The organism is Staphylococcus sp. HMSC36A10, from assembly GCF_001838845.1.
Taxonomy (GTDB): Bacteria; Bacillota; Bacilli; order Staphylococcales; family Staphylococcaceae; genus Staphylococcus; species Staphylococcus aureus.
Genome location: NZ_KV839127.1, coordinates 1 through 19,089, shown reverse-complemented (window position 1 = coordinate 19,089; position 19,089 = coordinate 1). Strand labels below are relative to the sequence as shown.

Genomic DNA, 19,089 nt, shown 5'->3' with positions numbered 1-19,089 from the left:
TGGAAGGAGAAAAAATACATGGCTAGAGAATTTTCATTAGAAAAAACTCGTAATATCGGTATCATGGCTCACATTGATGCTGGTAAAACGACTACGACTGAACGTATTCTTTATTACACTGGCCGTATCCACAAAATTGGTGAAACACACGAAGGTGCTTCACAAATGGACTGGATGGAGCAAGAACAAGACCGTGGTATTACTATCACATCTGCTGCAACAACAGCAGCTTGGGAAGGTCACCGTGTAAACATTATCGATACACCTGGACACGTAGACTTCACTGTAGAAGTTGAACGTTCATTACGTGTACTTGACGGAGCAGTTACAGTACTTGATGCACAATCAGGTGTTGAACCTCAAACTGAAACAGTTTGGCGTCAGGCTACAACTTATGGTGTTCCACGTATCGTATTTGTAAACAAAATGGACAAATTAGGTGCTAACTTCGAATACTCTGTAAGTACATTACATGATCGTTTACAAGCTAACGCTGCTCCAATCCAATTACCAATTGGTGCGGAAGACGAATTCGAAGCAATCATTGACTTAGTTGAAATGAAATGTTTCAAATATACAAATGATTTAGGTACTGAAATTGAAGAAATTGAAATTCCTGAAGACCACTTAGATAGAGCTGAAGAAGCTCGTGCTAGCTTAATCGAAGCAGTTGCAGAAACTAGCGACGAATTAATGGAAAAATATCTTGGTGACGAAGAAATTTCAGTTTCTGAATTAAAAGAAGCTATCCGCCAAGCTACTACTAACGTAGAATTCTACCCAGTACTTTGTGGTACAGCTTTCAAAAACAAAGGTGTTCAATTAATGCTTGACGCTGTAATTGATTACTTACCTTCACCACTAGACGTTAAACCAATTATTGGTCACCGTGCTAGCAACCCTGAAGAAGAAGTAATCGCGAAAGCAGACGATTCAGCTGAATTCGCTGCATTAGCGTTCAAAGTTATGACTGACCCTTATGTTGGTAAATTGACATTCTTCCGTGTGTATTCAGGTACAATGACATCTGGTTCATACGTTAAGAACTCTACTAAAGGTAAACGTGAACGTGTAGGTCGTTTATTACAAATGCACGCTAACTCACGTCAAGAAATCGATACTGTATACTCTGGAGATATCGCTGCTGCGGTAGGTCTTAAAGATACAGGTACTGGTGATACTTTATGTGGTGAGAAAAATGACATTATCTTGGAATCAATGGAATTCCCTGAGCCAGTTATTCACTTATCAGTAGAGCCAAAATCTAAAGCTGACCAAGATAAAATGACTCAAGCTTTAGTTAAATTACAAGAAGAAGACCCAACATTCCATGCACACACTGACGAAGAAACTGGACAAGTTATCATCGGTGGTATGGGTGAGCTTCACTTAGACATCTTAGTAGACCGTATGAAGAAAGAATTCAACGTTGAATGTAACGTAGGTGCTCCAATGGTTTCATATCGTGAAACATTCAAATCATCTGCACAAGTTCAAGGTAAATTCTCTCGTCAATCTGGTGGTCGAGGTCAATACGGTGATGTTCACATTGAATTCACACCAAACGAAACAGGCGCAGGTTTCGAATTCGAAAACGCTATCGTTGGTGGTGTAGTTCCTCGTGAATACATTCCATCAGTAGAAGCTGGTCTTAAAGATGCTATGGAAAATGGTGTCTTAGCAGGTTATCCTTTAATTGATGTTAAAGCTAAATTATATGATGGTTCATACCATGATGTCGATTCATCTGAAATGGCCTTCAAAATTGCTGCATCATTAGCACTTAAAGAAGCTGCTAAAAAATGTGATCCTGTAATCTTAGAACCAATGATGAAAGTAACTATTGAAATGCCTGAAGAGTACATGGGTGATATCATGGGTGACGTAACATCTCGTCGTGGACGTGTTGATGGTATGGAACCTCGTGGTAATGCACAAGTTGTTAATGCTTATGTACCACTTTCAGAAATGTTCGGTTATGCAACATCATTACGTTCAAACACTCAAGGTCGCGGTACTTACACTATGTACTTCGATCACTATGCTGAAGTTCCAAAATCAATCGCTGAAGATATTATCAAGAAAAATAAAGGTGAATAATATAACTTGTTTTGACTAGCTAGCCTAGGTTAAAATACAAGGTGAGCTTAAATGTAAGCTATCATCTTTATAGTTTGATTTTTTGGGGTGAATGCATTATAAAAGAATTGTAAAATTCTTTTTGCATCGCTATAAATAATTTCTCATGATGGTGAGAAACTATCATGAGAGATAAATTTAAATATTATTTTTAATTAGAATAGGAGAGATTTTATAATGGCAAAAGAAAAATTCGATCGTTCTAAAGAACATGCCAATATCGGTACTATCGGTCACGTTGACCATGGTAAAACAACATTAACAGCAGCAATCGCTACTGTATTAGCAAAAAATGGTGACTCAGTTGCACAATCATATGACATGATTGACAACGCTCCAGAAGAAAAAGAACGTGGTATCACAATCAATACTTCTCACATTGAGTACCAAACTGACAAACGTCACTACGCTCACGTTGACTGCCCAGGACACGCTGACTACGTTAAAAACATGATCACTGGTGCTGCTCAAATGGACGGCGGTATCTTAGTAGTATCTGCTGCTGACGGTCCAATGCCACAAACTCGTGAACACATTCTTTTATCACGTAACGTTGGTGTACCAGCATTAGTAGTATTCTTAAACAAAGTTGACATGGTTGACGATGAAGAATTATTAGAATTAGTAGAAATGGAAGTTCGTGACTTATTAAGCGAATATGACTTCCCAGGTGACGATGTACCTGTAATCGCTGGTTCAGCATTAAAAGCTTTAGAAGGCGATGCTCAATACGAAGAAAAAATCTTAGAATTAATGGAAGCTGTAGATACTTACATTCCAACTCCAGAACGTGATTCTGACAAACCATTCATGATGCCAGTTGAGGACGTATTCTCAATCACTGGTCGTGGTACTGTTGCTACAGGCCGTGTTGAACGTGGTCAAATCAAAGTTGGTGAAGAAGTTGAAATCATCGGTTTACATGACACATCTAAAACAACTGTTACAGGTGTTGAAATGTTCCGTAAATTATTAGACTACGCTGAAGCTGGTGACAACATTGGTGCATTATTACGTGGTGTTGCTCGTGAAGACGTACAACGTGGTCAAGTATTAGCTGCTCCTGGTTCAATTACACCACATACTGAATTCAAAGCAGAAGTATACGTATTATCAAAAGACGAAGGTGGACGTCACACTCCATTCTTCTCAAACTATCGTCCACAATTCTATTTCCGTACTACTGACGTAACTGGTGTTGTTCACTTACCAGAAGGTACTGAAATGGTAATGCCTGGTGATAACGTTGAAATGACAGTAGAATTAATCGCTCCAATCGCGATTGAAGACGGTACTCGTTTCTCAATCCGTGAAGGTGGACGTACTGTAGGATCAGGCGTTGTTACTGAAATCATTAAATAATTTCTAATTTCTTAGATTTTATATAAAAAGAAGATCCCTCAATCGAGGGGTCTTTTTTTAATGTGTAAATTTTGTAATGGCTATTCGATTTAGAAGAACAATAATTGATGAAAGACTGACTAATAAAACTTATAACTGATAATACTGTTTAAATAAAATTGTTGAGTCTTGGACATTGTAAAATGCTCCCTTCAAAGTTTTCATTTTTTCAATGTCTACTTTGAAGGGAGCATTTCATTAGTTTATGTCTCAGATTCATATCTTTCAATTAATTTAAATGCTTAATTTGTTTTAAATACTTGCTCTAATTCAATGATTTTTAAAAATACAGCTACAGCGTATTTTAATGATTTTTCATCAATATCAAATTTGGGATTATGGTGTGGCGCTGTAATACCTTTACTTTCATTACCACAACCAGTCAGAAAGAATGCACCTGGTCGTACTTTCAAATAATGTGAAAAATCTTCTCCAATCATCATTAAATCTGATTCATTAAAGCGTACATGTAAGTCATTTGTTGCTTCTTTAATAACTTGATATGCTTTCTCGTTATTATGGACAGGCAAATACCCTTTAATATAATTCAAATCATAGTTAATATCATTTGCTATTGCTAAACCTTGTAAAAGCTTATCCATTTTGTCCATTACATGATTCTGTATATCTGAATCGAAAGTTCTAACTGTACCTTTACAAAATGCTTGATCAGGAATAACGCTATCTGTGGTGCCTGCTTGAATCATTCCAAATGAAAGTACAGCTTGTTTAACTGGATCGATCGTACGTGAAATTATTTTTTGTGCACTTAAAATGAACTCTGCCATGATTACTATTGGGTCAATGGTTTCATGAGGTTTGGCACCATGACCGCCACGACCTTTAATTGTGACACTAAATTCATCTGGAGAGGCCATGATTGCCCCCGCACGTGAATGAATAGTTCCAGTAGGATAACCACTCCATAAATGTGTACCGTAAATTCTATCTACATTTTCCAGACATCCAGCATCTATCATTTCTTGAGAACCACCTGGCATGATTTCTTCACCGTACTGGAATATTAATACAACATTACCTTCTAATAAATGTTTATGTTCATCTAAAATCTCTGCTACAGTAAGTAAAATTGCTGTATGACCATCATGCCCACACGCATGCATACATCCTGGATTTTTAGACTTATAAGGCACATCGTTTAATTCCTCGACAGGTAACGCATCAAAGTCAGCTCTTAATGCAATGGTAGGTCCTGTGCCCAAGCCTTTAAATGTGGCTTTGATACCATTGCGGCCGATAGGAGTTTCAATATCACAAGATAACTGGCTTAATTGGTTAACAATATAATCATGTGTTTGAAATTCTTCAAAAGATAACTCAGGATATTGGTGTAAATAACGTCTGAGTTGAATTGTTTTATTTTCTTTATTATTTGCTAGTTGGAACCAATCTAACACCCTTATCACTACTTTCTAAAATAATGTTTATAGTATAACATTTTATGAAATTATCGTACTAAATGATTGCTTTGAGATATTTTATCTATGAATGATAAGGCTTTCAAGTTATCTAGAATTACTGTATGATAAAGGTATTACCAAACAATACTTAAGGGGGATTATATACTGTGGTTCAATCATTACATGAGTTTTTAGAGGAAAATATAAATTATCTAAAAGAAAATGGTTTGTATAATGAAATAGATACAATTGAAGGTGCAAACGGACCAGAAATCAAAATCAATGGGAAATCATACATTAACTTATCTTCAAATAATTATTTAGGACTAGCAACTAATGAAGATTTGAAATCAGCTGCAAAAGCAGCTATTGATACACATGGTGTAGGTGCAGGCGCTGTTCGTACAATCAATGGTACATTAGATTTACACGACGAATTAGAAGAAACACTAGCAAAATTTAAAGGAACAGAAGCTGCAATAGCTTATCAGTCAGGATTTAATTGTAATATGGCTGCTATTTCAGCTGTCATGAATAAAAATGATGCTATTTTATCAGATGAGCTTAATCATGCATCAATTATTGATGGATGTCGCTTATCTAAAGCTAAAATTATTCGAGTTAACCATTCAGACATGGATGATTTACGTGCGAAAGCAAAAGAAGCAGTTGAATCAGGTCAATACAATAAAGTGATGTATATCACTGATGGCGTTTTTAGTATGGATGGTGATGTGGCTAAATTACCTGAAATTGTAGAAATTGCAGAAGAATTTGGTTTATTAACTTATGTTGACGACGCTCATGGTTCAGGTGTTATGGGTAAAGGCGCTGGTACGGTTAAACATTTTGGTTTACAAGATAAAATCGATTTCCAAATAGGTACGCTTTCTAAAGCAATTGGTGTCGTTGGCGGCTATGTAGCAGGTACAAAAGAGTTAATAGATTGGTTAAAAGCACAATCACGACCATTCTTATTCTCTACATCATTAGCACCTGGGGATACCAAAGCAATAACTGAAGCAGTTAAAAAGTTAATGGATTCAACTGAATTACATGATAAATTATGGGACAATGCACAATATTTAAAAAATGGATTGTCAAAATTAGGATATGATACAGGTGAGTCAGAAACTCCAATTACACCAGTAATTATTGGTGATGAAAAAACAACTCAAGAATTTAGTAAGCGTTTAAAAGACGAAGGTGTCTATGTGAAATCTATCGTTTTCCCAACAGTACCAAGAGGTACAGGACGTGTAAGAAATATGCCTACAGCTGCACATACAAAAGACATGTTAGATGAAGCAATTGCGGCTTATGAAAAAGTAGGAAAAGAAATGAAGTTGATTTAATATTTATTTATTCCCACGGCAAATATTGTCGTGGGCTTTTTTTAATGTTTAGTTTATTAACAGTAAGTTCTTATAACAATGTTTAGTGCTCCCCAAAATTGAAGTTTGAATTTTAAAAGCATCTTGTAGAATTTAGTTGTATTTTTTACAAAGAAATTCATTTTGATTATTTTTGATAATGAGCATTTAAATAGTAATACATGTTTATAGTGTGTAGTATATGTCTATACTAGTAGTAACTATATAGAGAAAGTAGGAATAAACTATGTCACAAGATGTAAATGAATTAAGTAAGCAACCAACGCCAGATAAAGCAGAAGATAACGCATTTTTCCCATCACCATATTCCCTTAGTCAATATACAGCACCTAAAACAGATTTTGATGGTGTTGAACACAAAGGTGCCTATAAAGATGGTAAATGGAAAGTATTGATGATTGCTGCTGAAGAGAGATATGTATTATTGGAAAATGGAAAAATGTTCTCTACGGGTAATCATCCTGTTGAAATGTTATTACCTTTACATCATTTAATGGAAGCAGGTTTTGACGTTGATGTTGCGACATTATCTGGTTATCCAGCTAAATTAGAATTATGGGCTATGCCAACTGAAGACGAGGCAGTTATAAGCACTTATAATAAATTGAAAGAAAAATTAAAACAGCCTAAAAAATTAGCAGATGTGATTAAAAATGAATTAGGACCGGATTCAGACTATTTATCTGTCTTTATCCCAGGCGGACATGCTGCAGTTGTTGGTATTTCTGAAAGTGAGGACGTTCAACAAACATTAGATTGGGCATTAGACAATGACCGCTTTATAGTTACATTATGTCATGGACCAGCAGCACTACTTTCAGCAGGGCTTAACAGAGAAAAATCTCCATTAGAAGGATACTCTGTTTGTGTCTTCCCTGACTCATTAGATGAAGGTGCAAATATTGAAATAGGTTATTTACCTGGACGCTTGAAATGGTTAGTTGCTGATTTACTAACTAAACAAGGATTAAAAGTAGTTAACGACGATATGACAGGAAGAACGTTAAAAGATCGTAAATTATTAACAGGTGACAGTCCTTTAGCTTCAAATGAGTTAGGAAAATTAGCAGTTAATGAAATGTTAAATGCAATACAAAATAAATAATTAAATATTAATTAGAGGAGCCTCATATGTAAATGTATGAGGACTCTTTTTTTTGGCAAAATTTAAGTGATACTTGTAAAATAAAACCTATTATGAGTATGATTTAAGAAAACGCTTGCAAAACTAATAACCGCAACTAGCGATATGGAGGAAACATGATGTCTTATAGCATTGGAATTGATTATGGAACAGCTTCAGGCCGTGTGTTTTTAATTAATACAACTAACGGTCAAGTAGTATCAAAATTTGTGAAACCATATACACATGGTGTCATTGAGAGTGAATTAAATGGTTTGAAAATACCACATACATATGCACTTCAAAATAGTAATGATTATTTAGAAATTATGGAAGAAGGAATATCATATATAGTACGTGAATCAAAAATAGATCCAGACAATATAGTAGGTATTGGTATAGACTTTACTTCATCTACTATTATTTTTACTGACGAAAACCTTAACCCGGTACATAACTTAAAACAATTTAAAAACAATCCACATGCGTATGTGAAACTTTGGAAACATCATGGTGCATATAAAGAGGCAGAGAAATTATATCAAACTGCTATTGAAAATAATAATAAGTGGTTAGGCCATTATGGATATAATGTTAGTAGTGAATGGATGATTCCCAAAATAATGGAGGTCATGAATCGAGCACCAGAAATTATGGAAAAAACGGCTTATATTATGGAAGCGGGCGATTGGATTGTAAATAAATTAACTAATAAAAATGTACGCTCGAATTGTGGATTAGGTTTCAAAGCATTTTGGGAAGAAGAAACAGGGTTTCATTATGATTTATTTGATAAAATAGACCCCAAATTATCAAAAGTAATTCAAGATAAAGTATCTGCACCGGTTGTTAATATTGGTGAAGTAGTAGGGAAACTGGACGATAAAATGGCACAGAAATTAGGATTATCAAAAGAGACTATGGTAAGTCCTTTTATTATTGATGCCCATGCTAGTTTATTAGGTATTGGGTCTGAAAAAGATAAAGAAATGACTATGGTGATGGGAACAAGCACATGCCATCTTATGTTAAATGAAAAGCAACATCAAGTGCCAGGTATATCAGGTTCTGTAAAAGGAGCAATTATTCCAGAATTATTTGCTTATGAAGCGGGGCAATCAGCAGTAGGTGATTTGTTTGAGTATGTCGCTAAGCAAGCACCAAAGTCATATGTAGATGAAGCAGCAAATAGAAATATGACTGTATTTGAATTAATGAATGAAAAGATAAAACATCAAATGCCAGGTGAAAGTGGGCTCATTGCTCTTGATTGGCATAATGGAAATCGAAGTGTATTAAGTGATAGCAATTTAACAGGTTGTATCTTTGGATTAACTTTACAAACTAAGCATGAGGATATTTATAGAGCATATTTAGAAGCTACAGCATTTGGTACTAAGATGATTATGCAACAGTATCAAGATTGGCATATGGAAGTAGAAAAGGTATTTGCATGTGGCGGTATACCTAAAAAGAATGCTGTTATGATGGATATCTATGCGAATGTACTGAATAAAAAACTAATTGTTATGGATAGTGAGTATGCACCAGCAATAGGCGCAGCAATATTAGGTGCAGTCAGTGGTGGCGCACATAATTCAATTAATGATGCAGTTGATGCTATGAAAGAGCCAATTTTATACGAAATTAATCCAGAAGCGGAAAAAGTACAAAGGTATGAAACATTATTTAAAGCTTATAAGGCTTTACATGATATCCATGGTTATAAAAAAGCTAATATAATGAAAGATATCCAAAGTTTAAGAGTTGAGGGATAAAAAATTTAATTTGACAGTAATTAGTAATATTCAACACTATAAATTACTAAAATCAATTAATACAACTAGAATTTTCATTTACAGAAATATCAGCAAAATGTACATGCCATATATACAAGAAAGCGCTTTTATATTATAATTATTATGAAAATGAATATTATGTCCGCTTGTGATGGACTATAGCTATATAGAAGAGACAAAGGAGATATTTCTATGAAAAAAATTATGATTACTGGTGCATTAGGACAAATTGGTACAGAATTAGTTGTTAAGTGCAGAGAAATTTATGGGACAGATAATGTTCTTGCTACAGATATTAGGGAACCTGAAGCAGACTCACCTGTACAAAATGGACCATTTGAAATTTTAGACGTAACAGATTGTGACCGTATGTTTGAGTTAGTTAGGGACTTTGAAGCGGATAGTCTAATGCATATGGCAGCATTATTATCAGCAACTGCTGAGAAAAATCCAATTCTAGCTTGGGATTTAAATATGGGTGGATTAATGAATGCATTAGAAGCTGCAAGAACTTATAATTTGCACTTTTTCACACCAAGTTCAATTGGTGCATTTGGAGACTCAACTCCTAAAGTTAATACGCCACAAGTAACGATTCAGCAACCTACGACAATGTATGGTGTAAATAAAGTAGCTGGAGAATTATTGTGTCAATACTATTTCAAACGTTTTGGTGTAGATACAAGAAGTGTTAGATTCCCAGGTTTAATCTCGCATGTTAAAGAGCCAGGTGGCGGTACTACAGACTATGCTGTTGAAATATACTTCAAAGCAGTAAGAGAAGGTCATTATACAAGCTTCATAGATAAAGGCACGTATATGGATATGATGTATATGGATGATGCAATTGAAGCAATTATTAAACTTATGGAAGCAGACGACGCTAAATTAGAAACTAGAAACGGTTATAATTTGAGCGCAATGAGTTTTGATCCAGAGATGGTAAAAGAAGCAATTCAAGAATACTATCCAAATTTTACATTAGATTATGATGTTGATCCTATTAGACAAGGTATCGCTAATAGTTGGCCGGATTCTATTGATACAAGCTGTTCACGTGGCGAATGGGGATTTGATCCTAAATATGATTTAGCGAGCATGACTAAATTAATGTTAGAAGCTATTGAACAAAAAGATACTGTTAAAAATAATAACTAATCATTTCCATTCACTTTAATACACGGAATGATATTTTAAATTACTCTTTATTTTAATAAACTAGTGCATGAATTCTAATATTATTCATTATATATATTGAATTCGCGAGCTTAGTTCATTTTAAAGTAAAGAGTTTTTTGTATGTAAAATATATTAGTAAAACACAGATTACTTGTCTCTGTGAAATTAATACGTTTATACTTAAAGATATAGTCTTTCTAGAAAATCTGTTAATTAATTTCGAATTTTTAGAAAATTTATTGAACAGCAAAATATGGATTGTTATAATTTAAGTTAAACAAATTCTTATACAATATTATTAGGAGGCAATCACCATGTCACAAGCAGTTAAAGTTGAACGACGAGAAACATTAAAACAAAAACCAAATACATCTCAACTAGGTTTTGGTAAATATTTTACTGATTATATGTTGAGTTATGATTATGATGCAGATAAAGGATGGCATGATTTGAAGATAGTACCTTATGGTCCTATTGAAATTTCACCTGCTGCACAAGGTGTTCATTATGGTCAATCGGTATTCGAAGGATTAAAAGCATATAAAAGAGATGGGGAAGTTGCACTTTTCCGTCCTGAAGAAAATTTTAAGCGTCTTAATAACTCGTTAGCACGATTAGAAATGCCTCAAGTAGACGGAGCAGAATTGTTAGAGGGGCTAAAACAATTAGTTGATATTGAAAGAGATTGGATTCCTGAAGGGGAAGGTCAATCATTATATATTCGTCCATTTGTTTTTGCAACAGAAGGGGCACTTGGCGTTGGTGCATCACATCAGTATAAATTATTAATTATTTTATCTCCTTCAGGTGCATATTATGGTGGTGAGACTTTAAAACCAACTAAAATCTATGTAGAAGATGAATATGTGCGTGCTGTTCGTGGCGGTGTAGGCTTTGCAAAAGTTGCAGGTAACTATGCGGCAAGTTTATTAGCACAAACAAATGCAAATAAATTAGGTTATGACCAAGTATTATGGCTTGATGGTGTTGAACAGAAATATATCGAAGAAGTTGGTAGCATGAATATTTTCTTCGTTGAAAATGGAAAAGTAATTACACCAGAGTTGAATGGCAGTATTTTACCTGGTATTACACGTAAATCTATTATCGAATTAGCTAAAAACTTAGGATATGAAGTCGAAGAGCGCCGCGTTTCAATCGATGAATTATTCGAATCATATGATAAAGGTGAGTTAACAGAAGTATTTGGTAGTGGTACTGCAGCAGTTATTTCACCTGTGGGTACATTGAGATACGAAGATCGTGAAATCGTTATTAATAATAATGAGACTGGTGAAATTACTCAAAAATTATACGACGTCTATACTGGTATTCAAAATGGTACTTTAGAAGATAAAAATGGTTGGAGAGTCGTTGTACCAAAATATTAATAAAAATTGAATATAATCATGAAAACAATATGTAAAAGTTAATCATGACTAAAATCCCTTTCAATGAAGCGAAGCATGGTAATAAATTAAGTTTACAATGTTTATTGTTAAGTATTGAAGGGGATTTCACTTATTATTATATTTAATTCAATATTTAAATAGAACAATACTACGAGTTCATTTTCAGGGGATAACGAATATCATAGAATCAGCATAATACGAAATAAATAAATAGGAGTATTGATATCAATGGAATGGATATTATTTGATAAAGATGGTACGTTAATTGAATTTGATAGAAGTTGGGAAAAAATAGGGGTACGATTTGTACAATCATTGCTTGAGACTTTCCCAGTACATAATAAAGAAGCTGCTTTAAGACAACTCGGTGTCATTAAAGAATCTATTGATCCAAAATCAGTGATGGGTTCAGGATCTTTACAACAAATTATCCAGGCATTTAATGATGTGACGGGACAAGATACAACCGACTGGTCCAAGTCAACAAGTCAAAAGCTGGTAGATGAACGTATTCCTGAAATTAATTGGGTAGAAGGTGTTAAAGAAGCACTTATCGATTTGAAAGCAAAAGGCTATCAACTTGGTATTGTTACGAGTGATACTAAAAAAGGTGTAGAACAATTTTTAGCACATACCAATGCTATCTCGTTGTTCGATTTGATCATTTCTACCGAAGCGGATGCCTATGAGAAGCCAAATCCTAAAGTATTATCGCCTTTATTTGAGCAATATAATGTAGATCCTCAGAAAGTAGCTATAGTAGGAGACACTGCTAATGATATGAAGACAGCAAGTAATGCAAATTTAGGTATGGCAATAGGTGTATTAACAGGTATTGCAACAAAAGAAGAATTACATGAAGCTGATATTATTTTAAATAGTGCGGCAGATATTTTAGAAGCTTTAAATTAAAAAGAAAGACATAGTGTATATGTGAATTAATGTATTCGATAGAATTGATAATGTAATCGATGATATCTATGGAATATACATTGAATATAAACATATACGCTATGTCTTTAGTCTTTTATCGTGTATCTACTTGTCGATATGTTTGAATAATTCGAGCAATTTTGTCTATCATAGGATTTAAAGATTCGGGGTCCTTATGGATATCATATTCATTAATATTGATACGTACAACTGGACATGCATTAAAGCTATTAATCCAATCGTCATAGCGTTTAAATAGCTTTTTCCAGTATTCAGGGTCTGTATTAATTTCCATTTCGCGACCACGTTCAATAATACGATCAATGACCTCATCATAGTTACATTCTAAATAAATCATTACATCAGGTTTAGGAAAATAAGGTGTCATGACCATGGCATTAAATAAGTCTGAATATGTTTTGAAATCTTCTTTACTCATTGTGCCTTCTTCTTCATGCATTTTTGCAAAAATATCAACATCTTCATAAATTGATCGATCTTGGACAAAGCCACCACCATATTCAAACATACGCTTTTGTTCTTTAAAACGTTCAGCTAAGAAGTAAATTTGCAAATGGAAACTCCATCGTTCAAAATCGCTGTAAAATTTATCTAAATATGGATTATGTTCGACATTTTCAAAAGACGTTTTAAAGTTTAATTTATCTGCAAGTGCTTGCGTTAGTGTTGATTTTCCAACACCAACTGTACCTGCAATGGTTATAATGGCATTTTGTGGAATACCGTAATTATTCATTGGTAATATCTCCTATCATAGGTAATATAATATGTAATATATCTTCGTAATCTTGTTCATTTTTAAGAAAATCAATAGAAGTTGTATCGATTAAAACTACATTTGAACCATTACTTTGTAAGGACTCATAATACTCACGATAATCTTTTTTTAACTTTAACAGATATTCATCTTCTATTTGATGCTCAAAACTACGGTTACGTTTAGCAATTCTAGATTTTAACACATCAAGGTCTGCATCTAAAAAGATAATCATATTCGGCATAATCATATCTTCAGTTAAAATATCATAAATTTTACTGAATTTCTGAAATTCAACAGAACTCAAAGTATTTTTAGCAAATATCTTATTTTTATGTATATGATAATCACTAACTACACCTTGATTTAGTTGTGTTACATCTTGAAATTGCTTATATCTATTGCATAAAAAGAACATTTCAGTTTGAAAACTCCATTTAGAGATATCTTCATAAAAGTCTGATAAAAATGGATTTTCTGTGATGATTTCTTTTTCTTCATAAAAATCTAAAGTTTGACTTAATTTGTGTGCAAGTGAAGATTTACCTACGCCAATAGGACCTTCAATTGCTATAAAAGGTTTGTTCATATTCACATCTCCAAATGTTAAAATAGACATTGAGTATTGTACCATAAGTGAGGTATCTGGACATAAATGACAAATGATATATATTTTATGACATTAGCGATTGAAGAAGCTAAAAAAGCAGCTCAACTAGGCGAAGTACCTATAGGTGCTATCATCACTAAAGATGATGAAGTTATCGCTAGAGCACATAATTTAAGAGAAACACTACAACAACCAACGGCGCATGCTGAACATATTGCAATTGAACGTGCAGCCAAAGTGTTAGGTAGTTGGCGTTTAGAAGGTTGCACATTATATGTAACCTTAGAACCATGTGTCATGTGCGCAGGAACAATTGTAATGAGTCGCATTCCAAGAGTCGTCTATGGCGCAGATGATCCTAAAGGTGGTTGTAGTGGCAGTTTAATGAATTTATTGCAACAATCTAATTTTAATCATCGTGCAATTGTTGATAAAGGTGTACTTAAAGAAGCATGTAGCACATTATTAACAACATTTTTTAAAAACTTAAGAGCCAATAAGAAATCCACCAATTAGACGATAGTACATACTAATTAAAATTTGTTAGAATTACATTATATGATAAATTAATGACAATATAAATGTTAATAGAAAAGTATGTGCGCTGAGTATATATTCTTATTTAAGAACAAGATTTTAAATTTACGAAACGAGGTAACATAATGATAAAACTAATAGCCACTGATATGGATGGCACGCTACTTAATGCAGCACATGAAATTTCTCAACCTAATATTGATGCGATTAAATACGCTCAAGAACAAGGGATAACGGTTGTTATCGCGACAGGTCGAGCATTTTATGAAGCACAAGCACCAGTTGCTGACACAGATTTAACAGTACCATATATTTGTTTGAATGGTGCTGAAGTACGTGATGAAACTTTCAATGTAATGAGCACTTCACACCTTAATAAATCGTTAGTACACAAAATTACAAATGTTTTAAAAGATGCAGGTATTTATTATCAAGTATACACGAGTCGTGCGATTTATACTGAAGATCCACAAAGAGATTTAGACATTTACATAGATATTGCTGAGCGTGCAGGTCAACATGCAAACGTTGAGCGTATTAAAAATGGTATTCAAAGACGCATAGATAATGGTACGTTGAAAGTTGTTGATAATTATGATGCTATTGAAAACATACCTGGTGAATTAATTATGAAAATATTAGCATTTGATGGAAATTTAGAAAAAATTGACAAAGCTAGTAAAATTTTAGCTGAATCTCCGAATTTAGCTATATCATCATCTTCGAGAGGAAATATAGAAATAACGCATTCAGATGCACAAAAAGGTATTGCGCTAGAAACAATTGCCGAAAGATTAGGGATTGAAATGAAAGAAGTCATGGCAATAGGTGACAATTTAAATGACTTATCAATGTTAGAGAAAGTTGGCTATCCAGTTGCGATGGAAAATGGTGCAGAAGAAGTTAAAAAAATAGCGAAATATGTCACAGATACGAATGAAAATAGTGGTGTTGGAAAAGCTATTATGAAATTATTACGTGAACAACAAGTTTAATAAAAAAAGAGGGGTCAAATATGAAAGGATTAATTATTATTGGCAGTGCACAAGTGAATTCACATACAAGTGCACTAGCAAGATACTTAACTGAGCATTTTAAAACACATGATATTGAAGCGGAAATATTCGATTTAGCAGAAAAGCCGTTAAATCAATTAGATTTTTCAGGAACAACACCGTCTATTGATGAAATCAAACAAAATATGAAAGATTTAAAAGAGAAAGCAATGGCGGCGGACTTTTTAATATTAGGAACGCCAAACTATCATGGTTCATATTCTGGAATATTGAAAAATGCATTAGATCATCTAAATATGGATTATTTTAAAATGAAACCTGTAGGCTTAATAGGAAATAGTGGTGGTATTGTTAGTTCAGAGCCATTGTCACATCTAAGAGTAATCGTCAGAAGTTTACTAGGCATTGCTGTACCAACTCAAATAGCAACACATGATTCTGATTTTGCTAAAAATGAAGATGGTTCATATTACTTAAATGATAGTGAATTCCAATTACGAGCAAGATTATTTGTCGATCAAATTGTATCATTTGCGCATAATAGTCCATATGAACATTTAAAATAATATTTAAAAACATGTAAATATACATTAAAAATAGGTATGTAGCTTAAGACATTTCATTGAGAATGCTTTTAAGTCACATGCCTATTTTTTGTTCCAATGCACCAATAGTAAGCCTTTGAGTTTACTGTTGTGAGCAATGTTATTAATTAAAATAAGATGTAATAGCGAATTGAAAACAAGCTTAGATTAAAAGTAAGGTTTAAAAATATAGATAAATAATTTAAAGCAATTGAAGAAAAAAAAGTATTAAAAATTGCAATTCTTAAACTGAAATTCATATTAATATTCACTACAAATAACATTGCAAAATAAAGAAAAATAATTAAAGTATTGCACTTTATTGAAAATTATATTACGATAGTAATGCAGAAATTTATATATGCAAAATATTATATTTATCAAATTTTGATATTTTAAAGGAGTATTATTAAATGAATAATAAAAAGACAGCAACAAATAGAAAAGGCATGATACCAAATCGATTAAACAAATTTTCGATAAGAAAGTATTCTGTAGGTACTGCTTCAATTTTAGTGGGGACAACATTGATTTTTGGGTTAAGTGGTCATGAAGCCAAAGCGGCAGAACACACGAATGGAGAATTAAATCAATCAAAAAATGAAACGACAGCTCCAAGTGAGAATAAAACAACTGAAAAAGTTGATAGTCGTCAACAAAATAATATTGAACAAAGTACAACAGTTAAAGAAACTAGTAGTAACATGCAATCACCACAAAACACTACAGCTAATCAATCTACTACACAAACTAGCAATGTAACAACAAATGATAAATCATCAACTACATATAGTAATGAAACTGATAAAAGTAATTTAACACAAGCAAAAGATGTTTCAACTACACCTAAAACAACGACTATTAAACCAAGAACATTAAACCGTATGGCTGTGAACACAGTAGCAGCACCACAACAAGGTACAAATGTTAATGATAAAGTACATTTTACAAATATTGATATTGCGATTGATAAAGTACATGTTAATCAGACTACTGGTAAAACTGAATTTTGGGCAACTTCAAGTGATGTTTTAAAATTAAAAGCAAATTACACAATCGATGATTCTGTTAAAGAGGGCGATACATTTACTTTTAAATATGGTCAATATTTCCGTCCAGGATCAGTAAGATTACCTTCACAAACTCAAAATTTATATAATGCCCAAGGTAATATTATTGCAAAAGGTATTTATGACAGTACAACAAACACAACAACGTATACTTTTACGAATTATGTAGATCAATATACAAATGTTAGCGGTAGCTTTGAACAAGTCGCATTTGCGAAACGTGAAAATGCAACAACTGATAAAACTGTTTATAAAATGGAAGTAAGTTTAGGTAATGATACATATAGCGAAGAAATCATTGTCGATTATGGTAATAAAAAAGCACAACCGCTTATTTCAAGTACAAACTATATTAACAATGAAGATTTATCGCGTAATATGACTGCATATGTAAATCAACCTAAAAATACATATACTAAACAAACGTTTGTTACTAATTTAACTGGATATAAATTTAATCCAAATGCAAAAAACTTCAAAATTTACGAAGTGACAGATCAAAATCAATTTGTGGATAGTTTCACCCCTGATACTTCAAAACTTAAAGATGTTACTGATCAATTCGATGTTATTTATAGTAATGATAATAAAACAGCTACAGTCGATTTAATGAAAGGCCAAACAAGCAGCAATAAACAATACATCATTCAACAAGTTGCTTATCCAGATAATAGTTCAACAGATAATGGAAAAATTGATTATACTTTAGACACTGACAAAACTAAATATAGTTGGTCAAATAGTTATTCAAATGTGAATGGCTCATCAACTGCTAATGGCGACCAAAAGAAATATAATCTAGGTGACTATGTATGGGAAGATACAAATAAAGATGGTAAACAAGATGCCAATGAAAAAGGGATTAAAGGTGTTTATGTCATTCTTAAAGATAGTAACGGTAAAGAATTAGATCGTACGACAACAGATGAAAATGGTAAATATCAGTTCACTGGTTTAAGCAATGGAACTTATAGTGTAGAGTTTTCAACACCAGCCGGTTATACACCGACAACTGCAAATGCAGGTACAGATGATGCTGTAGATTCTGATGGACTAACTACAACAGGTGTCATTAAAGACGCTGACAACATGACATTAGATAGTGGATTCTACAAAACACCAAAATATAGTTTAGGTGATTATGTTTGGTACGACAGTAATAAAGATGGTAAACAAGATTCGACTGAAAAAGGAATTAAAGGTGTTAAAGTTACTTTGCAAAACGAAAAAGGCGAAGTAATTGGTACAACTGAAACAGATGAAAATGGTAAATACCGCTTTGATAATTTAGATAGTGGTAAATACAAAGTTATCTTTGAAAAGCCTGCTGGTTTAACTCAAACAGTTACAAATACAACTGAAGATGATAAAGATGCAGATGGTGGCGAAGTTGACGTAACAATTACGGATCATGATGATTTCACACTTGATAATGGCTACTACGAAGAAGAAACATCAGATAGTGACTCAGATTCGGACAGCGATTCAGACTCAGATAGCGACTCAGATTCAGATAGTGACTCAGACTCAGATAGCGACTCAGATTCAGATAGTGACTCAGACTCAGATAGCGACTCAGACTCAGATAGCGACTCAGACAGCGACTCAGACTCAGATAGTGATTCAGATTCGGACAGCGACTCAGATTCAGACAGCGAATCAGATTCGGATAGCGACTCAGACTCAGATAGCG

Annotated in this window: 15 protein-coding genes; 12 read left to right on the top strand and 3 right to left on the bottom strand. The window is 33.4% G+C overall.

The window, feature by feature from the left end; all coding sequences use genetic code 11:
- Positions 1 to 18 precede the first annotated feature (18 nt).
- Together fusA and tuf are read left to right on the top strand one after the other, a co-directional pair.
- Positions 19 to 2,100, top strand: coding sequence for an elongation factor G (gene fusA / locus HMPREF3247_RS11840; RefSeq protein ID WP_000090315.1), 2,082 nt, complete (start codon positions 19 to 21; stop codon positions 2,098 to 2,100).
- 216 nt (positions 2,101 to 2,316) lie between these two features.
- Complete coding sequence (gene tuf, locus HMPREF3247_RS11835) at positions 2,317 to 3,501, top strand: elongation factor Tu (RefSeq protein ID WP_001040568.1); 1,185 nt, start codon at positions 2,317 to 2,319, stop codon at positions 3,499 to 3,501.
- A gap of 281 nt (positions 3,502 to 3,782) precedes the next feature.
- Here tuf and HMPREF3247_RS11830 read toward each other — a convergent pair whose 3' ends face one another.
- Positions 3,783 to 4,958 carry a M20 family metallopeptidase gene (locus tag HMPREF3247_RS11830; protein ID WP_000887920.1) on the bottom strand — a complete coding sequence of 392 codons (1,176 nt, stop codon included), beginning with the start codon at positions 4,956 to 4,958 and terminating at the stop codon, positions 3,783 to 3,785.
- Positions 4,959 to 5,128: 170 nt separating this feature from the next.
- On the opposite strand from HMPREF3247_RS11830, the gene HMPREF3247_RS11825 reads away from it, so the two are divergent.
- From HMPREF3247_RS11825 to HMPREF3247_RS11800, 6 genes are all read left to right on the top strand, one after another.
- Entirely contained in the window at positions 5,129 to 6,316 is a 1,188-nt protein-coding gene (locus HMPREF3247_RS11825) for a glycine C-acetyltransferase (RefSeq protein WP_000250823.1), read from the top strand.
- 265 nt (positions 6,317 to 6,581) lie between these two features.
- The gene (hchA, locus tag HMPREF3247_RS11820; RefSeq protein WP_000076397.1) at positions 6,582 to 7,460 is read left to right on the top strand and encodes a glyoxalase III HchA; all 879 of its coding nucleotides are present in this window, start codon (positions 6,582 to 6,584) and stop codon (positions 7,458 to 7,460) included.
- Positions 7,461 to 7,618: 158 nt separating this feature from the next.
- Positions 7,619 to 9,256, top strand: a complete 1,638-nt coding sequence (locus HMPREF3247_RS11815; RefSeq protein ID WP_000122342.1) for a ribulokinase — start codon at positions 7,619 to 7,621, stop codon at positions 9,254 to 9,256.
- A 213-nt stretch (positions 9,257 to 9,469) separates the two neighbouring features.
- Complete coding sequence (locus tag HMPREF3247_RS11810; protein WP_000723297.1) at positions 9,470 to 10,435, top strand: NAD-dependent epimerase/dehydratase family protein; 966 nt, start codon at positions 9,470 to 9,472, stop codon at positions 10,433 to 10,435.
- Positions 10,436 to 10,770: 335 nt separating this feature from the next.
- Complete coding sequence (locus tag HMPREF3247_RS11805; RefSeq protein ID WP_064129968.1) at positions 10,771 to 11,847, top strand: branched-chain amino acid aminotransferase; 1,077 nt, start codon at positions 10,771 to 10,773, stop codon at positions 11,845 to 11,847.
- Positions 11,848 to 12,096: 249 nt separating this feature from the next.
- The gene (locus tag HMPREF3247_RS11800) at positions 12,097 to 12,780 is read left to right on the top strand and encodes an HAD family hydrolase (RefSeq protein WP_000454780.1); all 684 of its coding nucleotides are present in this window, start codon (positions 12,097 to 12,099) and stop codon (positions 12,778 to 12,780) included.
- Between the two features lie 115 nt (positions 12,781 to 12,895).
- On the opposite strand, the gene HMPREF3247_RS11795 is transcribed toward HMPREF3247_RS11800, so the two are convergent.
- Positions 12,896 to 13,558, bottom strand: coding sequence for a deoxynucleoside kinase (locus HMPREF3247_RS11795; protein ID WP_001067261.1), 663 nt, complete (start codon positions 13,556 to 13,558; stop codon positions 12,896 to 12,898).
- Complete coding sequence (locus tag HMPREF3247_RS11790; protein ID WP_001039519.1) at positions 13,551 to 14,168, bottom strand: deoxynucleoside kinase; 618 nt, start codon at positions 14,166 to 14,168, stop codon at positions 13,551 to 13,553. The genes HMPREF3247_RS11795 and HMPREF3247_RS11790 overlap by 8 nt, the downstream gene beginning before the upstream one ends.
- A 66-nt stretch (positions 14,169 to 14,234) precedes the next feature.
- Between HMPREF3247_RS11790 and tadA the strand changes: the two genes are divergently transcribed.
- The 4 genes from tadA to sdrC all read left to right on the top strand — a co-directional run.
- Positions 14,235 to 14,705 carry a tRNA adenosine(34) deaminase TadA gene (gene tadA / locus HMPREF3247_RS11785; RefSeq protein ID WP_000180281.1) on the top strand — a complete coding sequence of 157 codons (471 nt, stop codon included), beginning with the start codon at positions 14,235 to 14,237 and terminating at the stop codon, positions 14,703 to 14,705.
- 146 nt (positions 14,706 to 14,851) lie between these two features.
- Positions 14,852 to 15,721, top strand: coding sequence for a Cof-type HAD-IIB family hydrolase (locus HMPREF3247_RS11780; protein WP_000593366.1), 870 nt, complete (start codon positions 14,852 to 14,854; stop codon positions 15,719 to 15,721).
- A gap of 20 nt (positions 15,722 to 15,741) precedes the next feature.
- Positions 15,742 to 16,308: an NADPH-dependent FMN reductase gene (locus HMPREF3247_RS11775; protein ID WP_000677260.1), complete on the top strand. Its 567-nt coding sequence runs from the start codon at positions 15,742 to 15,744 to the stop codon at positions 16,306 to 16,308.
- 431 nt (positions 16,309 to 16,739) lie between these two features.
- On the top strand, positions 16,740 to 19,089 hold a 2,350-nt coding region (gene sdrC / locus HMPREF3247_RS11770), incomplete at its 3' end, for an MSCRAMM family adhesin SdrC (RefSeq protein WP_070866245.1).